General features: G+C 57.4%; 20 protein-coding genes. 4 read left to right on the forward strand and 16 right to left on the reverse strand.

Going from position 1 to position 18830, the window contains the following annotated elements:
* Window positions 1-21: 21 nt before the first annotated feature.
* From gltX to EKM86_RS05490, 4 genes are all read right to left on the reverse strand, one after another.
* On the reverse strand, window positions 22-1512 hold the full coding sequence (gltX, locus tag EKM86_RS05475) for a glutamate--tRNA ligase (RefSeq protein WP_125755854.1): 1491 nt from the start codon (window positions 1510-1512) through the stop codon (window positions 22-24).
* Window positions 1513-1651: 139 nt separating this feature from the next.
* Window positions 1652-2815, reverse strand: a complete 1164-nt coding sequence (locus EKM86_RS05480; protein WP_125755856.1) for a PIN/TRAM domain-containing protein — start codon at window positions 2813-2815, stop codon at window positions 1652-1654.
* Window positions 2816-2834: 19 nt separating this feature from the next.
* Window positions 2835-4214, reverse strand: coding sequence for a DNA repair protein RadA (radA, locus tag EKM86_RS05485; protein ID WP_125755858.1), 1380 nt, complete (start codon window positions 4212-4214; stop codon window positions 2835-2837).
* A gap of 21 nt (window positions 4215-4235) precedes the next feature.
* The gene (locus EKM86_RS05490) at window positions 4236-4775 is read right to left on the reverse strand and encodes a dCTP deaminase/dUTPase family protein (RefSeq protein ID WP_125755860.1); all 540 of its coding nucleotides are present in this window, start codon (window positions 4773-4775) and stop codon (window positions 4236-4238) included.
* 129 nt (window positions 4776-4904) lie between these two features.
* Between EKM86_RS05490 and EKM86_RS05495 the strand changes: the two genes are divergently transcribed.
* Complete coding sequence (locus tag EKM86_RS05495; protein ID WP_125755862.1) at window positions 4905-5195, forward strand: GNAT family N-acetyltransferase; 291 nt, start codon at window positions 4905-4907, stop codon at window positions 5193-5195.
* 130 nt (window positions 5196-5325) lie between these two features.
* On the forward strand, window positions 5326-6672 hold the full coding sequence (locus tag EKM86_RS05500) for a C1 family peptidase (protein ID WP_125755864.1): 1347 nt from the start codon (window positions 5326-5328) through the stop codon (window positions 6670-6672).
* 68 nt (window positions 6673-6740) lie between these two features.
* Here EKM86_RS05500 and EKM86_RS05505 read toward each other — a convergent pair whose 3' ends face one another.
* Window positions 6741-7418: a 2,3-bisphosphoglycerate-dependent phosphoglycerate mutase gene (locus EKM86_RS05505; protein WP_125755866.1), complete on the reverse strand. Its 678-nt coding sequence runs from the start codon at window positions 7416-7418 to the stop codon at window positions 6741-6743.
* Between the two features lie 114 nt (window positions 7419-7532).
* Between EKM86_RS05505 and EKM86_RS05510 the strand changes: the two genes are divergently transcribed.
* Window positions 7533-8336 (forward strand): homoserine kinase, encoded by an 804-nt coding sequence (locus EKM86_RS05510; RefSeq protein WP_125755867.1) that lies wholly within the window; start codon window positions 7533-7535, stop codon window positions 8334-8336.
* Window positions 8337-8379: 43 nt separating this feature from the next.
* Here the strand turns inward: EKM86_RS05510 and EKM86_RS05515 are convergent, their stop codons facing one another.
* From EKM86_RS05515 to EKM86_RS05530, 4 genes are all read right to left on the reverse strand, one after another.
* Window positions 8380-8616 (reverse strand): CsbD family protein, encoded by a 237-nt coding sequence (locus tag EKM86_RS05515; RefSeq protein WP_125755869.1) that lies wholly within the window; start codon window positions 8614-8616, stop codon window positions 8380-8382.
* 95 nt (window positions 8617-8711) lie between these two features.
* Entirely contained in the window at window positions 8712-8990 is a 279-nt protein-coding gene (locus EKM86_RS05520; protein ID WP_125755871.1) for a hypothetical protein, read from the reverse strand.
* Between the two features lie 74 nt (window positions 8991-9064).
* The gene (locus EKM86_RS05525) at window positions 9065-9316 is read right to left on the reverse strand and encodes a hypothetical protein (RefSeq protein ID WP_125755873.1); all 252 of its coding nucleotides are present in this window, start codon (window positions 9314-9316) and stop codon (window positions 9065-9067) included.
* 211 nt (window positions 9317-9527) lie between these two features.
* Entirely contained in the window at window positions 9528-10535 is a 1008-nt protein-coding gene (locus tag EKM86_RS05530; protein ID WP_125755875.1) for a serine hydrolase, read from the reverse strand.
* Between the two features lie 188 nt (window positions 10536-10723).
* Here EKM86_RS05530 and EKM86_RS05535 point away from each other — a divergent pair, with 188 nt between their 5' ends.
* The gene (locus EKM86_RS05535; RefSeq protein ID WP_125755877.1) at window positions 10724-12373 is read left to right on the forward strand and encodes a MutS-related protein; all 1650 of its coding nucleotides are present in this window, start codon (window positions 10724-10726) and stop codon (window positions 12371-12373) included.
* Between the two features lie 62 nt (window positions 12374-12435).
* Here EKM86_RS05535 and EKM86_RS05540 read toward each other — a convergent pair whose 3' ends face one another.
* The 7 genes from EKM86_RS05540 to EKM86_RS05570 all read right to left on the reverse strand — a co-directional run bounded on the left by EKM86_RS05540 (window position 12436) and on the right by EKM86_RS05570 (window position 18634).
* Window positions 12436-13677 (reverse strand): glutamate-5-semialdehyde dehydrogenase, encoded by a 1242-nt coding sequence (locus tag EKM86_RS05540; protein ID WP_125755878.1) that lies wholly within the window; start codon window positions 13675-13677, stop codon window positions 12436-12438.
* Window positions 13674-14486, reverse strand: a complete 813-nt coding sequence (gene proB / locus EKM86_RS05545; protein ID WP_125755880.1) for a glutamate 5-kinase — start codon at window positions 14484-14486, stop codon at window positions 13674-13676. The genes EKM86_RS05540 and proB overlap by 4 nt, the downstream gene beginning before the upstream one ends.
* A gap of 244 nt (window positions 14487-14730) precedes the next feature.
* Window positions 14731-15246 carry a GNAT family N-acetyltransferase gene (locus EKM86_RS05550; protein WP_125755882.1) on the reverse strand — a complete coding sequence of 172 codons (516 nt, stop codon included), beginning with the start codon at window positions 15244-15246 and terminating at the stop codon, window positions 14731-14733.
* 44 nt (window positions 15247-15290) lie between these two features.
* Window positions 15291-15512 (reverse strand): hypothetical protein, encoded by a 222-nt coding sequence (locus EKM86_RS05555; protein WP_125755885.1) that lies wholly within the window; start codon window positions 15510-15512, stop codon window positions 15291-15293.
* Window positions 15513-15586: 74 nt separating this feature from the next.
* Window positions 15587-16822 carry an ABC transporter permease gene (locus tag EKM86_RS05560; RefSeq protein ID WP_125755887.1) on the reverse strand — a complete coding sequence of 412 codons (1236 nt, stop codon included), beginning with the start codon at window positions 16820-16822 and terminating at the stop codon, window positions 15587-15589.
* The gene (locus tag EKM86_RS05565; RefSeq protein ID WP_125755889.1) at window positions 16815-17714 is read right to left on the reverse strand and encodes an ABC transporter ATP-binding protein; all 900 of its coding nucleotides are present in this window, start codon (window positions 17712-17714) and stop codon (window positions 16815-16817) included. Before EKM86_RS05565 ends, EKM86_RS05560 begins: the two co-directional genes overlap by 8 nt.
* Window positions 17715-17851: 137 nt before the next feature.
* Window positions 17852-18634: a hypothetical protein gene (locus EKM86_RS05570; RefSeq protein ID WP_125755891.1), complete on the reverse strand. Its 783-nt coding sequence runs from the start codon at window positions 18632-18634 to the stop codon at window positions 17852-17854.
* Window positions 18635-18830: the final 196 nt, after the last annotated feature.

Consider the following 18830-nt stretch of genomic DNA (forward strand, 5'->3'; position numbering starts at 1 on the left):
AGGCAAGCGGCCAAGCGAAAACTATTTTTCCAGTGCGTTGATGACGTAATCCATGTTGGCGAGGACTTTCTCGCGGCCCATCAGCTCGATGGTTTCGGCCAGCTGCGGCCCGTGCATTTCGCGCGTGGTGGCGATGCGAACGGGCATGTAAAGCTTGCGGCCCTTCACACCGGTTTCAAGCCGGACGTGGTAAACGGCCTGGTTAATGTAGTACGCAGAGAAAGTCGGCAAAGCGCGCAGCTTCTCTTGCGTGAGCTTAAGCACAGTCAGCGCATTGTCGTCGGCCAGCTCCTTCATGTCGGTTTCATCCAGGTCCTTCGGTTGTTCGAAGAAGATGGTGGCCAAGTCGCTGATCTGCCCGGTGTAGCTCATCTGCGGGATGTACAGGGAAATCAGCTGGCGGGCCCACTCAATGGTCGAAGGATCCGGATCCTTGGCCAGGCGCCCCGACTCGATCAGGTTATCCACGGCCAGCGCGGTCAGCTCGTTGGGATCAGTCTTTTTGATGTACTGGTTGTTGACCCATTCGAGCTTCTTCTGGTCAAAGCGCGCCGGTGACTTGCTCAGGCGCGTTTCGTCAAAGAGCTTAATGAACTCCTTGCGGGTGAAAATCTCGTCTTCGCCCTTTGGGGACCAGCCCAGCAGCGTGATGAAGTTAAACATCGCGTCTGGCAGATAGCCGAGCTCCTTGTACTGCTCAATGAACTGCAGCACGGACTCGTCGCGCTTAGACAGCTTCTTGCCCGTAGCCCCGTTGATGATCAGGGTCATGTGACCGAAGACTGGCGGCTCCCAGCCAAAGGCTTCGTAAATCGCCATTTGCTTTGGGGTGTTGGCGATGTGATCGTCCCCGCGCAGAACGTGGGAAATCTGCATCAGGTGATCATCGATGACCACGGCGAAGTTGTAAGTCGGCATCCCGTCGGCTTTTTCAATGACGAAGTCGCCGCCGATGGTGTTGCCATCAATGGAGATGTCGCCTTTAACGATGTCGTTCCACTCATACGTGTGATCGGCTGGAATGTGGAAGCGAATAACCGGCTTCAGCCCCTTGGCCTTGGCCTCGGCGATCTTGGCCTGCTTCTGGTCTTCAGTCAGACCCTCATACTCGTAGACATAATGCGGGGCTTCGTGGGCAGCCTTTTGCGCATCACGGTCGGCCTGCAGCTCTTCTTCAGTCTTGTAAGATTCGTAAGCGTCACCTTTGGCCACCAGTTCTTGGATGTACTTGTGATAAATGTCCTTGCGTTCAGACTGGCGGTACGGGCCAAAGTCGCCGCCCTTGTCAGGGCCTTCATCCCAGTCGATCCCGAGCCAGTGCAGGTTATCGATCTGGCTTTTTTCACCATCTGCAATGTTGCGCTTGGTGTCGGTGTCTTCGATCCGCAGCACCATCGTCCCGTTGTAGTGACGGGCAAACAGGTAGTTGAACAGCGCCGTGCGGGCGTTGCCGATGTGCAAGTGGCCGGTTGGACTTGGTGCGTAACGCACCCGAATTGGTCGATCTGACAAAATATGATGCCTCCATTTTTTGTGTGTCGTGTACCCGTCCCGGGTTTGCGCCCAGAACATGCATTGCTAGTGTACCACAAGGCGCTTGGCCTTTCATTTCTCCAAAATAAAAAGCCCGCGTTTTCAGCGGACTTTCCGGTTACTTTTTGGCTTTGCCAGGCTTGCTAGTCGGCTTTTGCTCGTGCTTTTCATCCTCGGCTTTCAGTGACTGCTGCTGATGCGCCGGTTTAGCGAAAATCATGCGGCCCGCGGCAGTTTGAATCGCAGACGTCACGATGACCTCCAGCGGCTTGTTCATGAAGTACTGCCCGTCTTCGACCACAACCATCGTGCCATCCTCAAGGTACGCAACCCCTTGCTGACGCTCGGTCCCAGACTTGATGACGGTGACGGTCATGCCTTCGCCAGGGATCAGGTCCGGCTTCAAGGCGTTGGCCAGCTCGTTAATGTTGAACACCGGCACGTTCTGGAACTGGGCGACCTTGTTCAGGTTGAAGTCGTTGGTGACGACCACCCCGTCCAGCATTTTCGCCAGCTTCAGGAGCTTGGAGTCGACCTCGGTCATGTCCTCGAAGTCGCCGTCGTACATTTCGACGTTGATCTCCGGGTCCTCTTTCATCGAGTTAATGATATCCAGGCCGCGCCGCCCGCGGCCGCGCTTCAAGGCGTCTGCCGAGTCAGAAATCAGCTGCAGCTCATGGACCACAAAGGTCGGGACTAGGAGCGTACCTTCCAGAAAACCAGTCTTGGCGATTGCCTGCACTCGGCCGTCAATAATGACCGACGTGTCCAGCAGCTTGTATTTGTGGAAGTTTTCGCCAGCCTTGCGGTCCAGCACTGACTGGCTGCCGTCATCCGGCTTTTTATCCCGGTTGCGCACCCCAAACAGGCGACGCCACTCTTCGCGGCGCGTGGTGCCGATGCGGAACCCGAAGTAGCCGAACACCAGCATCAAAATCAGCGGCAGAATAGTGCCTAAAGGCCCAGGAAGTCTGGAAAAGAAAATCGAAATAATGGCTGCAAACACGAGGCCAATGATGGTACCTAAACTGCCAAACAACAGGAACGATGGTGACTTTGCGTTCATGGCTTTTTCGACCTGGTCAAGCTTGCGGATGATCCAGCCGGAAAGCAGCTCCGAAAGCATCAAGAAAACCACAATGCCGATCAGGCTGTCGACGATGACGTTGTTCAGCCACGTGGTTTGGTCGAGCTTTAACAGCGCCCAAAATAGCGGCATAACGCTTGCCCCAACGCCGATCCCAATTAACGCAAACAAAATGTTGATTACACGTTTTTTCATCTCGTTCCTCCTTTCCAAGTTATTTTACAAAGACTCGGTCCAGCGCTTCGGACACGCTAGCCACGCCAATCACTTTAATTTTATCACGTGCCGGCAGCCCCTGCAGATTATTCTTTGGAATAAAAATCCGTTTGAACCCGAGTTTGGCTGCTTCCTTGATCCGGTCCTCGATCCGATTAACCCGGCGTACCTCGCCGGTCAGCCCAATCTCGCCGACAAAGCAGTCAGTCGGGGAGATCTCCGAGTCGCGGTACGAGCTGGCGATCGCCATCGCCATGGCCAAGTCGATAGCCGGCTCGTCCAGCCGGACCCCACCGGTCGCCTTCAGGTAAGCGTCCTGGTTTTGCAGCATCAGGTTGGCTCGCTTCTCCAGCACCGCAATGATCAACGACACGCGGTTGTGGTCAAGGCCACTGCTTGTCCGCTTGGCGTTGCCGTACATGGTGGGCGTCATCAACGCCTGGATTTCGACCAAGATCGGGCGGGTTCCTTCCATCGACACGACCACCGCGGAGCCGGTGGCGTTTGGCAGCCGCTCGTCCAAGAATAATTCCGAGGGGTTGGCCACCTCTGCCAGGCCGTTCTGGTGCATTTCGAAAATTCCAATCTCGTTGGTCGAGCCATAACGGTTCTTGACCGAGCGGATCATCCGGTACGTGTGGTGCATGTCTCCTTCAAAGTACAAGACGGTGTCCACCATGTGCTCGAGAATCTTCGGGCCGGCGATGGCGCCTTCCTTGGTGACATGGCCAACAATGAAAATCGTGATCTGCTCCGTCTTGGCAATCTTCATCAGCTCGGCCGTCACTTCGCGAATCTGGCTGACCGACCCGACCGCCGAGTTCATTTCCGGCACGTTCATGGTCTGCACTGAGTCGATGACGACGTAATCCGGGTGCATGTCGTCTATTGCCTGGGAAATACTCGGCATGTCGGTTTCCGGGTACAGGTACATGCCGGAATCGCCGACGCCCAGCCGGGTCGCCCGCATTTTGATCTGGGCGGCACTTTCCTCCCCCGACACGTACAGCACTTTCGCCCCCTTGCTGGCAAGACGGCCGGAGACCTGCGTCAGCAGCGTGGACTTGCCGATGCCGGGATCGCCGCCAATCAGGATCAACGACCCAGGCACGATGCCCCCGCCGAGGACCCGGTCAAGCTCGCCAAGGTCCGTCGAGGTGCGCGGCTCGCGCTGCATGGAGACCTTGCTCATCAGCATCGGCTTGACCTGGCCGCCGGCGCTGGTGTGGCGTGGGGCCGGCGCCGCCTTGGCCGGAGTCACGCTTTGGGTTTCTTCCACTAAAGAGTTCCAGGCTCCGCAGTTCGGGCAACGGCCGAGAAACGTGGCCGAGATATAGCCGCAGTTCTGGCACACGTATTGCGTTTTGGTTTTGGCCATGGGCCGCCTTCTTTCTGTGCTTTACCGCCCGGTCGAGCCGAACCCAGCGGTCCGCTTCGCACCGGTGCCGTTGTCGCCGTCTGCCAGCAGGTACGGCATGAAGATCCCCTGCCCGATCCGCTCGCCTTGTTCGATCACGACGTCGCGCGGGGAAAAATTCACCATCTGGATAAAAATTTCGCCTTCGTTAGCCGGATTCCCGTAGTAGTCCGCATCAATCACGCCGATGCCGTTGGGAATCACCAAGCCGCGCTTGAGCGGGTTGCTGGAGCGGTTGGCCAACACCAGCACTTCATTGGGCTGCATGTAGGCCTTGACGCCAGTCGGCACCAGCAAGGGCTTCAGTATCTTGCTGGCACGCTGCAGGTCGCCGTCAGTCAGCGGATGTTCGTTTTTGATCAGCCGGAACAGGCGAATAAAGTCATACCGCCAGATGCTTTTCAGGACAAAGTCCTCCCGGGCAAAAAAATCGTAGCCCGCCGCGTTTTTGGTCTGCCGCTCGGGCAGCTTAACCCCGGCATTTCGGTAGGCGGAAACAATCTCAAATCCTCGCGTGCGCATAGTAACCTCCATTTTGTTGAACGTGTTCCTATCATACCACCTTGAACCTTGACCGCCGACGATAAAGCGGTTTCTTGGCTTAATCCTAACGAATTGCTATAATTAAGCGAAGACGAGAGGAGTGACAACATGGCTTTTGAACACGAACCAGGCCGCTATTTCATGAATGACGAAACTGGTAAGCTGATCGCTGAAGTCACCTACCAGGCCATCGATGACGGCCAAAACCTGGTCATCGACCACACCTTTGTCGATCCCGTGCTGCGCGGCCAGGGCATTGCCGGTAAACTGGTCCGCGCGGTCGTCGACGAAGCGCGCGCAACCGGCAAGCAAATTGAGCCCCTTTGTACCTTTGCCCGCCACGAATTTGACACCAAGCCGGAGTACGCAGACGTGCTTCGGCCCACTCCAAGCGAATAGATCTGGACCGGCCACCGCGGTGGTCGGTTTTTTCTTGACCCCACGGGTTCAATCTGTGAGGTGGTTATGCTAAAATGTGGAAGTCTGTTAATATTTCATCATTTTCTAATGAAAAAGGAGTGAAGTGCATATGTCAAAGGCAGTTACTGCTGAAGACCTCGCAAAGTACCAACAGGATCTCGAAAAGACCCCTGCGTCCGCCGCGATTCAAAAGGCGGTCATGAACAATGGGGTGCTGAAGAGTGCCGAGAACACTGAAAGCCAAACCACGATGACTCAGACCTTCTCCATCGATTTGAGCACCGGCAAGGTTGCCGACCAGAAACAGTCCGGCCGCTGCTGGATGTTTGCCGCGCTGAACACCATGCGCCACAGCATTCAAAAGCAGTTTAAGATCAAGGACTTCGAACTTTCCCAGAATTACACATTCTTCTGGGACAAGTTCGAAAAGTCCAACTACTTCTATGAAAATGTCATCAAGACCGCAGATCAGGACATCGATTCACGCAAGGTGGCCTGGCTGATGGCCAACCCTCAAGGCGATGGTGGTCAGTGGGACATGCTGACGGCCCTCATCGACAAGTACGGGATCGTGCCGAAGTCTGTGATGCCTGAAACGTACTCCTCCAGCAAGTCCAACGAGATGAATTCGGTGCTCAACCTGAAGCTGCGCAAAGACGCTGTCACCCTTCGCAAGCTGGTTGCAGATAAAGCTTCAGAGGACGACATCGAATCAGCCAAGGACAAGATGTTGTCCGAAGACTACCGCATCCTGGCTTACACGCTGGGCGTGCCGCCGACCAAGTTCGATTTCGAGTACCGCGACGATGACAAGAACTACCACATCGACCGCGACTTGACCCCGAAGGCCTTTTTCGCCAAGTACGTCGGCTGGGACACTGACGCTTACCAGTCCCTGATCAATGGTCCGACTGCCGACAAACCGTTCAACCACCTGTACACCGTCGAGATGCTCGGCAATGTGGTCGGCGGCCGCGAAGTGCGTCACTTCAACGTCACATCTGAAGAAATGAAGCGGCTGGCCATCAAGCAGCTTGAAGCCGGCGAAACAGTCTGGTTCGGCTCTGATGTCGGCAAGTCTTCCGATAGCAAGCTTGGCATCATGGATCCAAAGCTGTACGACAAGAACGCCCTGTTCAACACGAGTTTTGACATGACCAAAGCAGAGCGCCTGGACTACGGCGAAAGCTTGATGACCCACGCGATGGTCCTGACTGGCGTTGACATCGTTGACGGCAAGCCAACCAAGTGGAAGGTCGAAAACTCCTGGGGCGAAAAGGCCGGCCAAAATGGCTACTTTGTCGCTTCCGATGAGTGGTTCTCCGAATTCGTCTACCAAGTCGTCGTGAACAAGAAGTACCTGTCCGCCGACGAGCAGACGACAATCAAGGCTGAATACGACAACCCAACCGTCCTGAAGCCATGGGATCCAATGGGTGCGCTGGCTTCCAAGTAAGCCTTAGCCATCAAAAAAAGCTGCAAGCACATTGAAGTGCTTGCAGCTTTTCTTTACCTCAAAATCGCTTAAACCGGCAAAATGTCCTTGCCGACGATCGCGAGCCGGTCATCCAAGGTGTACACGATCGGCTGGGCGTTTGCGACCTCGACCTGGTCGATCCCAGCGTCTGAGATTTGCTCCAGGTACTTGATCAAGGCGCGCAGGGTCGACCCATGAGCGACCACCAGCTGGTTCTCCCCCGCCAGCAGCCGCGGGGCGATTTCATCCAGCCAGTATGGAATTAATCGGCGCTCGGCGTCCTTCAGGCTTTCGCCGCGGGGAATGATGGTCACCGGAAAATTCTGGTACGCCCGACTGCGCCGCGGCTGGGCGAGCAGCGGCGGCCGGTTGGAAAAGCTCCGCCGCCAGCTGGCCACCTGGGCCTTGCCGAACAGCTCGCGGGTCTTGTCCTTGTTCAGCCCGCGCAGCGCCCCGTAATGCCGTTCATTGAGCCGCCAGGACTTGGTGATTGGCAGCCAGTTTTGGTCGATTTCCTCCTGGACCAGGTACGCGGTTTGAATGGCCCGCTTCAGCACCGACGTATGGACGTGGCCGAACGGCAGGGCGAGCTTGGCCAGCGCCTGACCGGCCGCCTGAGCCTGCTGAACGCCCAGCGCAGTCAGCGGGACATCCGACCAGCCGGTGTATGTGTTCAAAAAATTGGCGGCACTTTCGCCGTGGCGGATCAACACTAATTTAACCATTGTGACCTCCGTATTTTCCCAGTATACCATTTTCGGAAAACAGTCGAAAATGCTGGTATATGAGAATACAATTAGATATACTTATTTGTATCTAATTCACTTGGGGGCTTGGCCATGGCAATCTGGGTACCGGGAACGATCACATCACGCATTCAGCCTGATCTTGCACTGGCAATCGATCGCGGCGTCGCGCTGGACATCGGCGACGAAAGTTTCGAGTGGCACATTACCAGCAACGACGACCTTCTTCCAACCGATCAAACCAATCTGATCATCAGCGTCGCCGAAACCGTCGACCCGCTGCTGGTGCCGCACGACCTCACCCTGCACACCACTGTGAAAACCGGCGTTGGTCAAGGGGCATCGTTGGCGGCAACCATGCTGGGAATCGAATTGGCGGCGGCACTGGGCGACAGGCCGGTGCCGCTCAGTCGCAAGCTTGAGGTGGCCGACTTCTTTGAGCCGAACCGTGCCGCAATCGAGGCCACGCTGTACGGCGGCTGTCTGGTGTTCAACGGGCCGAAGAACGTGTTAAACTTTGGCACCGAGCTGGTGCAAGGCGCGATTTACCTGCCCGACAAAGTCGTTGACACTCCTGTGCCACCCGAGCCCGCCAAAACTTCAGCCACGGCACAGGCGGTGATGAATGCAATGATGAGCGCAGACGGCGACTGGCTGGATCAGCACTTTCCGCTGCGTGAGCAGGTCACCGAAGACTATTTCCCACACGCCGAAATGGTGGCCCGCGCCGTGCGGGCGGCCGGTGGCTTCACCACCTTTGTCTCCGCCAACGGCCCGGCGCTGGTGTGCCTGGCCGAAACGCGCCAGACGGACTTTTTTCCGCAGCTGCAGCGGCGGCTGACCGCGGGCAGTGTCGCGCCGTTCCACCTTTCCCGCAAAGGGATCTCGCGCATCTGACCACCAAAAAGCCGGGCCTTTTTCAGGCCCGGCTTTCGGTTGGCTAATGGTTGTCCTTGTAGGCGTCAACGGTATCGTTAAACTTATCCGCAGCCTTCTCGGTGAGGTCGTCAGTGGTATCTTTTGCCTTGCGCTTGGCGTCGTCAATTTTGTCTTTGGCCTCGCCCTTCAGTCCTTGCGCCTTACCCTTGGCCTCCAGCTTTTCGTTGCCGGTAGCCTTGCCGGCGGTTTCTTTCACCTTGCCGACGACTTTGTCCTTCATTGCATCAAAATCTGCCATAACTATCCCTCCTTCTTGGTGTAAATTAAGTATACCAAGACTAGGTTGTGTACGTCCAATCAGACGACTTACGGCGAAAAAAATAGGCCTAACGCCTACTTCTTTGTCGTCTTGGATGACCGGTTGTTGCGACCCGTCGGCTCCTCGGGAGCTGGCGGCTCAACGGCCTGCCCGTCTTTTTTGATGTCTTTGTAGTTAACGACGGTGCGATTCTTGAGGTCGTCAACGACTTCTTTGTCGGCCTTGTTGAACGAATCGATCGTCAGCAAGGCCGCGTTGGCATATAACTTTTCCACGGTGCCTGTGAAACTCAGTGGCACTTGTTTGCTTTTTTTAACGTCGACTGTCTCGCCGACCGTGATCACTTGGGCCAAAAAAGTTCCCCCTTCTGCCGTGCAACGTTAGGTAACGTTACTTATTATAGCATAGTTGGCCCGTCTGCGTCCGGTCAGCCCGCCGCCTCTTCCACCTCCGGTTCGGGCTCTGGCTCGCCAGCCTTGAGAATGGTCATTCTTTTCAGGGCGATCACGCTTTGAAATAACAGGTCGCGCGCATTCATCTGGTCGCGCGGATCGAACTCGTCGATGGTCACCCATGCCGAATTCTCGTAGCGCTTGACCACGGTGCCGATAAACTCATGCTCCATATTGCCATTGGCCTGGCAGCGTACCACTGCCCCCTTTGTCACGGTTGTCGTCATGTAACCGCCTCCATTGTTTTTGATAAGGTGAGTATATACTATTTATTTTCTTATAGTCAACATAAATGATTAATTATTTTAAAGAAACTGCCGTTATGCATGAAAGGTTCAACCCCGTCCTGATAAATCCTGTCTTAGCAGTCTTCGATGACCCTCTGTGCGGACTAAAAAAGCCATCCGGTCGCAAACCCAGATGGCGAAAAAATTGTTCTCAGCCGTATACGATTGTCTGCACCTGCTTGGCGATCGCGGCGATTTGAGAAAAGTCCTGGTAACTGCCGTTGTCGGTCATGATCACCAGCAGGTACCGGTCACCGGCAGGCGTCGTGACAATCCCGGCATCGTTGTCGGTGCTGCCGAGCCAGCCGACCTTGTCCTGCACCACACTGCCAGCGGCCACCGTGCTTGCAGCCGCGGGAATCCCGGTTCGGTAGATTTGCTTACCCATCGCGGTCAGCAGCTTTTGCCGCAGGGCCGCATCAGCGAACGGCCCGGTCCCTTGCGCAATCGCCTTGAGCATCGTCATCAGGTCACTTGCGGTCGTGCTCGCGGCCGTACCGGGTCGGAAGACATACCCCGTGCCCAGCGTGGCAAAGTAACTGTTCAAGGGCGCTGCCCCACTTTGCGCTAGCACATTTTCGGCGTAGTCATTTTCCGAATTCACGATCATTCGCTGGAACCCGTCCTCGTCCGTTGCGGTCCAGGTCTTAGCCCCCGTTTCCACCTCGTGAAACAACCACGCGGTGATGAACAGCTTGAAGGTCGAAGCGGCCACCATGCGCTGATTACCATTGACCGCAGTCGCCAAGTTTCCTGACTGATAAACTGCCGCGTCACTGGCTTTGGCCGCTGCACTGCCGGCCACTGGGGCCAGATTGTAGAAACTGACCGCCACGTGCCCGTTTTGCGTGACCTGCTTCAGATACTGCGCGAGTTGTTTTTTGAGTTGGCTGGTTTTGGCGGCAATCTGGGCGGCACTCAAGCGCGGTGCCGCCGCTTGGGCTGCCGTCTTGGTTGGTGCCTTGGCCGCGGCTTTGCCGGTAGCGGCGGTCCGCTTCGGACTGGCCTTTTGCCTGGTGGCCGGACCGGCCGCATCGGCACCATCATCATTTAGCGCGTTCACGGTCAGGCTGATCACCAGCCCCAGAGCCAGGAGACAGGCCAAAGCGAACGGAATGAGCCGACTCCAGCGCGGCTTGCGTCCTTTGAATTCTCGCATTAACTTCACTACTTTCCCCGCATTTATCTTTTAAATCATACTGCTTGTCTGTGAATATTGTTAGACTTAAATAAACATTTTTCACAGAATCAGGGAAACGGCACCCCCTTTCTTTGCAGAAGTCCCCGTTTAATGCGCTTGCAACCGCCTCCACCATGCGCGATACTGAGAAAAATGGGAGGTGTGCCATGACCTTGGAAAACTGGCTCTGGGTGCTTGCGTTTGTGGCGGTGCTGCTCGCCGTGGCGGTCATTTCAGCCGTACACGCGCACGTCGCCCTGCGCAACCGTCTTTTGCGCACTTGGGGCGAGCTGCCGGAACGCACCAGCCGCGATAGCGAAGACAGCCTAAAGGAGGCCTACCTGGCCTCTTCCAAACTCCGACCAACTACCAGCGTCGTGGACGACCTGACCTGGCATGACTTGGACCTGATGCGCGTGTTTCGCCTGCTGAATCAAACCGAGTCCAGTGTCGGGGCCGAAGCGCTGTACGCCAAGCTGCGCGGCTTTGACCTCGGCCAACCGAACGTCGACGAGCAGCTGATCGCTTTTTTTGCGGGTGATCAGGTTGCCCGCATGAAGGTGCGCACGGCGTTTGCCAGGCTTGGCAAGCTGGATCATAACCAGTCCCAGAACTACCTGCTCAGCACCACTTCAGGCGCGTTGGCCAACGTGTGGCGCTACCGGCTGCTTGGCCTGCTGCCGCTGTTCGGGCTGCTGCTGGCGCTCATCCTGCCCTTTGCCGGCCTGCTGGTCACAATCGGCAGCCTCATTTTTAACGTCATCTACTACGAGCTCAAGAAAGAGGCCCTGACGCTGGAACTCAATGCAATGCGTTACCTGGTCCAAACCATTACCACGGCGGGGGCGCTGGTCAAGGTGACCACCCCCAAGCAGGCCGCACTGCAGCAGGCGCTGCGCCCGTTGGCCGGCATTTCCCGCCACGCCTTCACCTTCCGGGCCAAAAGCGGCTCGATGGCTGACCTGATCACCGACTATATCAGTTTCATGTTCATGCTGCCGTTTATCGCCTACAACTATGTGCTGCGGACACTGCGCCTCAACAAACAGGCCGCCCTTGACCTGTGGGCGGTAATGGGCGATTTGGAAGTCGCCATCGCCATCGCAAACTTCCGCCTGGCCATGCCCGGTACGTGCACGCCGACCTTCAAAGATGGCGGCGTTTCCGCCACAGCGCTGCGCCATCCCCTGCTGGATGAGGCGGTCCCCAATGACGTCAGCTGGCATCAAACCGCGCTGATCACCGGCTCCAATGCCTCAGGCAAATCGACCTACGTCAAAAGTGTTGCGATCAATCTGCTGCTTGCGCAAACAATCAACACGGCCACCGCCAAAACGTTTGCTTGCGCCCCCGGCCATGTGGTCACGGCCATGGCGGTGCAAGACGACATTGCCGCCGGGGATTCGTACTTCATCGCGGAAATCAAAGCTATTCAGCGCCTGCTCAACTTGGTGGCCAAGGGTGAGCGCGTTTACGGCTTTATCGACGAAATCCTCAAAGGCACCAACACGGTGGAGCGCATCGCCGCCTCGGCTGCAGTTGTGCAGTGGCTGAACCAGACCAGCGCCCTGACCATGGTGGCCACGCATGACAGCGAGCTTTCTGAAATTTTAGCCGGACAGGTCGTCGACTGGCACTTCCAGGAAACCGTAGACCAGGCCGGTGTCCACTTTGACTACCGACTGCGCCAAGGCCCAGCCACCTCGCACAACGCGATTGCCCTGCTGCAGGCCATGCATTATCCAGCCAGTATCACCGAGGAGGCGCAACGCCTCGCCCACGCTTTCGAACAATCCCGCACTTGGCCAACTCTCTAAAAAGTCGCAGCAGAGCCGCCTCGCCCGATGGACGATTGGCCTGCTGCGACTTTTTGGGTATGTCACTCTCGAATCTGCCCGGCGCCGCGGATCTGATACTTGGTTGTGGTGAGTGCACTGAGGCCCATCGGCCCCCGGGCGTGCAGCTTTTGCGTGCTGATGCCGATTTCGGCGCCAAAACCAAATTCTTGGCCGTCCGTGAAGCGGGTCGAGGCGTTAACGTACACGCAGGCTGCGTCTACCTGGTTTAAGAACTGCTCCCCGGCCGCGTAATCACCGGTCACAATGGTCTCGGAATGCTTGGTGTTGTGCGCGTTGATGTGCGCAATAGCAACGGCTTCAGAGTCCACCACCTTGACTGCCATGATCAAGTCGTTGTATTCGGTGTCCCAGTCTTCAGCTGTGGCTGGCGTCATGCTGGGCACGATTGCGCAAGCGGCCGCATCGCCGCGCAGCGCAACACCGTGGCGCTGCAGTTCCTGCGCCAAAACCGGCAGGTAAGCTTCAGCGACCGCCCGGTGGATCAGCAGTTTTTCCGCGGCGTTGCAGACGCTCGGTCGCTGCACCTTGGCGTTAACCACAATGGCCGTCGCCATGGCCAGATCTGCGGCCCGGTCGACGTAGATGTGGCAGTTGCCAGCGCCGGTTTCGATCACCGGCACCGTTGCTTCTTGGACCACTGCCCGAATCAAGCCGGCCCCGCCGCGCGGAATCAGAACGTCGATGTAGTCTGTCAGGTGCATCATCTGCGAAGCCAGCGCCCGGCTCGGGTCTGCGATCACCTGCAAGGCCTCAGCCGGCAGGCCGGCCGCGTGCAGCGCTTGCTGCAGCACCTTGGCCAGTGCAATATTTGAGTGCAGGGCCTCCTTGCCGCCGCGCAGGATCACGGCGTTGCCACTTTTCAGCGTCAACCCGGCCGCATCGACGGTGACGTTTGGCCGCGCCTCGTAGATCATGCCGACCACCCCGAGCGGGACCCGCTGCTGGACGATGAACAGGCCTGCGCCAGTGCGCCAGCCCTTGTCGGCTTTTTCCGTCGGGTCATCAAGCGCAGCAACGGCACGCAGTCCGGAAGCCATGTCTGCCACGCGCGCCGGCGTCAGCTTCAGGCGGTCGGTGAACTTGGCTGGCAGCGCGCTTGCCGCCGCCAAATCTGCGGCATTGGCTTCAAGGATCTCCGGCGTGGCCGCCTCTAGGGCCGTCGCCATTTTAAGCAGAGCTAAGTTCTTGGCGGCCGCAGTCAACTGTGACAGCTGCCGCGCGGCGGTCTGCGCCGCCTGCCCCATTTGCATTAAATCGGTCATGATTGTCCCTCCTTTATGCCAAACCAAGTGCCAAATGGCGCTCCTTCGAGAACCTTCAGCACAATCCGCGGGTCCGCCCCCGAGCACAGCACCATCTGCTTGCCGGCGGCCATCATGGTGCGCGCGGCGTTCAGCTTAGTCACCATGCCGCCGGTACCAAAGCGCGAGCCCGCCCCGCTTGCCTGGGCCTGACCCAGTGCTGCGGGCCCGGCCACCACGGGAATCAGCATCGCTTCGGGATGTTGCTTGGGGTTTTGATCGTACAGTCCGGCGATGTCAGACAACACGATCAGCATGTCGGCATCAATCGAGGTCGCCACCAGCGCCGAGAGCTGATCGTTATCACCAAATGTGGTTTTGTGATCCAGCTCGTCGGTGGCCACCGAGTCATTTTCATTGATGATCGGAATCACGTTCCTGGCCAACAGCGCGGCGATCGTATCGAGCACATGCCGGCGCGACTCGGGAAAATCGAACACATCGTGGGTCAGCAGCAGCTGGGCAATGCTGGCCCCGTAATCGGTGAAGCGCTCGCCGTACAGTCGCATCAGGCTGCTTTGACCAATCGCCGCCAAGGCTTGCTGCTCCGCAATTGCCGCCGGCCGGGTCTGCAGGTGCTGGGCCGCCAGCCCGACCCCGATTGCCCCGGAAGTGACCAGAATCACTTCTGTGCCGGCGTTATTCATGGCCGAAAGCGCGTAGGCCAAGCGATCAATCGTCTGCAGATTGACCCGCCCGCTGTCGTGGATCAAGCTGCTGGTACCGATTTTGACCACTACCCGGCGGCCGGTTGCTCGTGTTTCACTCATTCGAAGCCCTCCTAAACAAAAAAGCACCGCTTCGTCGAGGCACCCATCACTGGGCGGTACCATCCTCGTTCGAAGCAGCGCTTCACACTTTTGCTCTGTCTATTAAAAAAATTGCGAACTGCGAGCCGGATTCGCAGACCAGGCTGGCCTTTCAGTCAAGGGCCAACTTCCTGTGCGCCGCTACTTGTATCGCAGGGTTGTCGTCAGTTTAGCAGGCGGCCTCAGACTTGTCAAACTGAGATCGTCATCGGTTCAACTCATACGCCAAGCACTCGACCACCGGCACTTCGAACGTCCAGCGCACCAGCCCGCGCCGCTCAAACCCGAGCTTTTCTAAAATGTGCTGCATCGCCTGATTGTCAATCTGGGTATCGACCCGCACATCCGGATAAGTGCGCCGCGCCTCATCGATCAGTCCCTGCATAAACGGCACGCTGAGGTGCTGGCCCTGAAACGCCGCCGCCATCGCCACCCGGTGAAGGGTGCTGTACGGGCCGTTGCGGCGCCAGTGGCCCTGAATTTGTGCGTACACCGGCTCCGGCGCGCTTTCCAAACTGGCGTAGGCCGCGATTTTACCTGCAACGACCAGCACCCGGCCGGTTTTTGCCTGCAGGTCCTGCTGGATGTCAGTCGACGCAGGATACAGTGCCTGCCACTGCGGGATCTGTTGCCGCTTCAGCAGCGCCTTGGCATCCCCGATGATGCCCATAATAGTTGATAGGTCAGCCTCAGCAGCCGGCCGAATCGTGATCGAAGACAATGACAAAACTCCCTTGAGTTCAGATTGTCCCTATCCTACCATTTTCACTCGGCCACTTCATCCGCAAATAGGCGAATGACTTCATGCTGCGCGATCAGCCGGGTGGCGCGTTCGTCCATCGCCCACCAGCTCAATAGCCACAGCACGAGGCCCGTCAATAAGCCACCAAGTGCCGCCATGTTTCTTCGCCCGCTTTCCTTCATTTTCCGGCTATCTGAGAACGCCTTCAGTATCCGCCGCAAACGTAAAAAAATGACGCGGGTCACGCATCAATTGAGTAAAAAAAACAACCGTTAACGTAGCCAATGTAAAGGCAGCGTTAACGGCAACGTCAAACCCATTATTTGGCGCGCAGCAGCGTCAGGCTCTTGCGCAGGGCCTTGAAGATGCCCCCTTCACTATAAGTCAACACGTTGCCGGCGTAGATGCGCTCGGCCAGCACCGTGAAGGCGCCAAGGAAGATGATGCTAATGGCCAGGCTGATAAGCGCCGGCCCCAGCGCCGCCTGGCCGATCCCGAAGCGGGCCGGCATGATCATGGGGCTGAGAAACGGCACATAGCTGAGAATCCCGATCACCGAGCCGTTCGCGTTAGCCGTCATGAGTGAAGCAAAGTAGCCGACCATCGCCAGTAGGATAACCGGCTGCAGCGCTTGACCGGCCTGCTCCTGGTTGGCGACCAGCGAGCCGCACATGGCGGCAAGCACCGTGTAGCTTAATATCCCGACCAGGAAAAAGATCACAGAGATCAGGACAAAGGCCCAGCCAATCTGCGAGAAATCGATGCTGGCAAGCAGGTCCTTGACCAGCGGGATGGTGTCGCGGAGCAGCCAAACGGCCCCAGCCAGGATGGCATAAATCCCGACTTGCAAGCCAAGCAGTGCCGAAACGCCCAGAATTTTGCCGTAGAACTGTGTCTGCGGCCGGATGGCGACGAGGATCGATTCCTCAATGCGTGACCCTTTTTCTGTTGCAATTTCAGCAGCGATAATGCTGCCGTAGCTCATCAAAAACATGTACATCAAAAAACCGACCGCGGTGGACAGACCCTGTTTCATCGCATCGCTTTTACCCGCCGTGCTGGTCATTTTGCCGCTATCGGTGAAGGCGACCGACCGCGTCGCCAGCTTCGGCGCCGCCAGCAGCCGCCCCAGCTGAGCCTGGGAGAGCCCCAGCGACTGAGCCACCGCCGCCGTGTTCAACCCGGCAAGCGCCTGGGTAATTTCACCAGTCGAGATACTTTGACCGTCATCCCGGCGGTACAGCTTGGCACTGGCGGTGCTTTTGACCACCAGCATCCCGTCTGCTTCCTCGTCGCTCAGTTGCCGGCGCCCAGCCGCCTCGCTTTTGACTGGCACGTACTCCTGAGTGCTGGAACGCTGCTGTTTCAGCGCAGCCGCGACTGGCTGCGGTGCGACCACGACCACCCGCGCAGCCTGGCTCGTCGAGGTCATGTACCACACAATGCCTGCGACCACCGCCACGGCCAGCAGAGGCATCAGCACCATCAGCCACCACGAGAACCCGCGCAGGTTCTTGCGCAGCACCTGGCCGGCAATCAAGTTCATTTTATGCATCGCCTTCACCCACTTTCATGCGGAAGATCTCGTCCAGATCCGGTGCCTGCTGGGAAAACTCCGCAATGTAGCCGTCCTTGCTGACCGCCTGAAAAATCGCTCGACCCGCGCCCGGATCGGTCAGGTGAAGCAGATAGTGGTCGCCGTGCTTGGCCACTGACGAAACGCCGGGCAGGGCCTTGAGCGCTGACTTGTCCAAGCCTGGCCGCTCCAAGCTGATACGCGTGCGGCCGTATGAATCGCGAATCTCATCCACCGTGCCGGACAGCACCGTGCGGCCATTTTTCAGCATCACCAAATGATCCGACAGCGCCTCGACGTTGCTCATGTCGTGACTGGAAAAAATGATGGCTGCCCCACTGGCCTGAAGCGCGCGGATGCCATCCTCCAGCAGGCCCGCATTGACCGGATCCAGCCCGGAAAACGGCTCGTCCAAGATCAGCAGGCGCGGCTGAAAAATCAGTGCGCATATCAGTTGGATCTTCTGCTGGTTGCCTTTGGACAAGTCCTTGACTTTATCGGTTTTTTTACCCTTGACCTCAAAGCGGGCCATCCAGTCTGGCAGTGCCGCATTGACCTCAGCTTTGCTCATGCCATGCAGCTGACCAAAAAACTGGACCTGCGCTTCAACCGTCAGTTTGGGATAGAGCCCCCGCTCTTCCGGCAGGTAGCCAATGATGTCGCGGTTGATCTGCGCGATCGGCTGATGATCCCACAGCACATCGCCTTTATCCGGTCGGATGAACCCTAAAATCATCCGGAACGTGGTGGTTTTACCCGCCCCGTTTTGACCAATCAGGCCCAAAATCTCCCCAGGTTGAACGGTGAACGATTCGTCTGCAACTGCAAGCTGCTGGCCGAACCGCTTCGTGATTCCTGTTAACTCTAACATCCCGTACCTCCCCTGAACTAATTCGTCGCTTATTTGACCATAATGGTTTAAGAAAGCGCCGTCAACTCCCTATTGCCGCCTTAGACATATCGAAACACGAAAAAAGCAGCCAGTCAGCACCAGCCGCTCAAAGTTTGCTAGCTCACCGCAATCGCCAATTTTAAAGTCGCCATCGCGTCTTGACCGCTGATGGTGTAATAGGCACTGCCTTCCCGCCAGCTGACGGTGTTCAGACGCCCACTGTGCTTTTCGAGATTCAGCGCAATGGCCCCGTGAGTCTCGGTTTTGGGCAGCGGGTTCTGCGCCACGATGGCCTCGATTTTCTCGGCAAACGTCTTCGCCGCCGCGGTTTCATGCGCGGCTGCCCGCACAGTGAGCGAGTACTTCCCCTGATCCCAGATCAGGCTGGTGCCCTTGGCGTCAGTTCGCAGCAAGGCCCGCACATCCCCAGTGAGTCCGGTTTGGCCTTGGCCCTTGGCAACGGGCTGGTAGGCCATTGCGGCATAGGCATCGTCGGCTTCGGCGGTGCTGGTTGGCGTTTGCTTGTGCAGCGCAAGCGGCGCGGCGTTAGGCGTCAGCTCCTGCGAGCTGGTGCTAAAGTAAACGGTGTAATCGCCGACGTCGCCTTTCGCGGCAGCATTAATGCCATCACGCGCAGCAAACGGAGTGAACGCCGGAAACTTGACGCCAGGGATCTGCTTTTCGGTATAGGCTTGAAGCACGTTCAACCGCTTGGTCACCTGGGCATCGTCATCGCCCGCAATCTTCGCCGCCGCGGCGGGCTTTTGCGCTTTGGTTTGCTTGGCGGCACTGGCGACCTTGACCGTGGTGGTCTCGACCGCTGACTGACTTTGCTTTTGACCGCAGCCCGCGGCTAATACCAGCAGCGCCAATGGCAGCAGTAAGTGAATTCTCCTCATCTCCCCACCCCTTTCTAATTTAAACATACACCCGAAAGAAAACGCTGTCATTAACTTATTCAACAAAGTGCGGGCCTTTTGTAGTTCGCCAGCGATAATGTCGTAGGTAAGTGGTAAGGCATTATGTCGCACTTCAGTCTCCTCTCTGGCATCATAGATGCTTTAGGAGGAGATCATCTATGAGAAAGGTTCAGCT

Origin of the sequence: Lacticaseibacillus hegangensis (assembly GCF_003946465.1) — a bacterium.
Taxonomy (GTDB): domain Bacteria; phylum Bacillota; class Bacilli; order Lactobacillales; family Lactobacillaceae; genus Lacticaseibacillus; species Lacticaseibacillus hegangensis.

Excerpts from the sequence above, each read along its gene's own strand:
- radA (WP_125755858.1), bottom strand. The coding sequence starts at position 4,214 with ATGGCCAAAACCAAAACGCAATACGTGTGCCAGAACTGCGGCTATATC.
- EKM86_RS05535 (WP_125755877.1), top strand. The coding sequence starts at position 10,724 with ATGACCTTGGAAAACTGGCTCTGGGTGCTTGCGTTTGTGGCGGTGCTG.
- EKM86_RS05515 (WP_125755869.1), bottom strand. The coding sequence starts at position 8,616 with ATGGCAGATTTTGATGCAATGAAGGACAAAGTCGTCGGCAAGGTGAAA.
- EKM86_RS05565 (WP_125755889.1), bottom strand. The coding sequence starts at position 17,714 with ATGTTAGAGTTAACAGGAATCACGAAGCGGTTCGGCCAGCAGCTTGCA.
- EKM86_RS05490 (WP_125755860.1), bottom strand. The coding sequence starts at position 4,775 with ATGCGCACGCGAGGATTTGAGATTGTTTCCGCCTACCGAAATGCCGGG.
- EKM86_RS05495 (WP_125755862.1), top strand. The coding sequence starts at position 4,905 with ATGGCTTTTGAACACGAACCAGGCCGCTATTTCATGAATGACGAAACT.
- EKM86_RS05560 (WP_125755887.1), bottom strand. The coding sequence starts at position 16,822 with ATGCATAAAATGAACTTGATTGCCGGCCAGGTGCTGCGCAAGAACCTG.
- EKM86_RS05500 (WP_125755864.1), top strand. The coding sequence starts at position 5,326 with ATGTCAAAGGCAGTTACTGCTGAAGACCTCGCAAAGTACCAACAGGAT.
- EKM86_RS05510 (WP_125755867.1), top strand. The coding sequence starts at position 7,533 with ATGGCAATCTGGGTACCGGGAACGATCACATCACGCATTCAGCCTGAT.
- EKM86_RS05540 (WP_125755878.1), bottom strand. The coding sequence starts at position 13,677 with ATGACCGATTTAATGCAAATGGGGCAGGCGGCGCAGACCGCCGCGCGG.
- EKM86_RS05480 (WP_125755856.1), bottom strand. The coding sequence starts at position 2,815 with ATGAAAAAACGTGTAATCAACATTTTGTTTGCGTTAATTGGGATCGGC.
- EKM86_RS05570 (WP_125755891.1), bottom strand. The coding sequence starts at position 18,634 with ATGAGGAGAATTCACTTACTGCTGCCATTGGCGCTGCTGGTATTAGCC.
- EKM86_RS05505 (WP_125755866.1), bottom strand. The coding sequence starts at position 7,418 with ATGGTTAAATTAGTGTTGATCCGCCACGGCGAAAGTGCCGCCAATTTT.
- EKM86_RS05530 (WP_125755875.1), bottom strand. The coding sequence starts at position 10,535 with ATGCGAGAATTCAAAGGACGCAAGCCGCGCTGGAGTCGGCTCATTCCG.
- proB (WP_125755880.1), bottom strand. The coding sequence starts at position 14,486 with ATGAGTGAAACACGAGCAACCGGCCGCCGGGTAGTGGTCAAAATCGGT.
- EKM86_RS05525 (WP_125755873.1), bottom strand. The coding sequence starts at position 9,316 with ATGACGACAACCGTGACAAAGGGGGCAGTGGTACGCTGCCAGGCCAAT.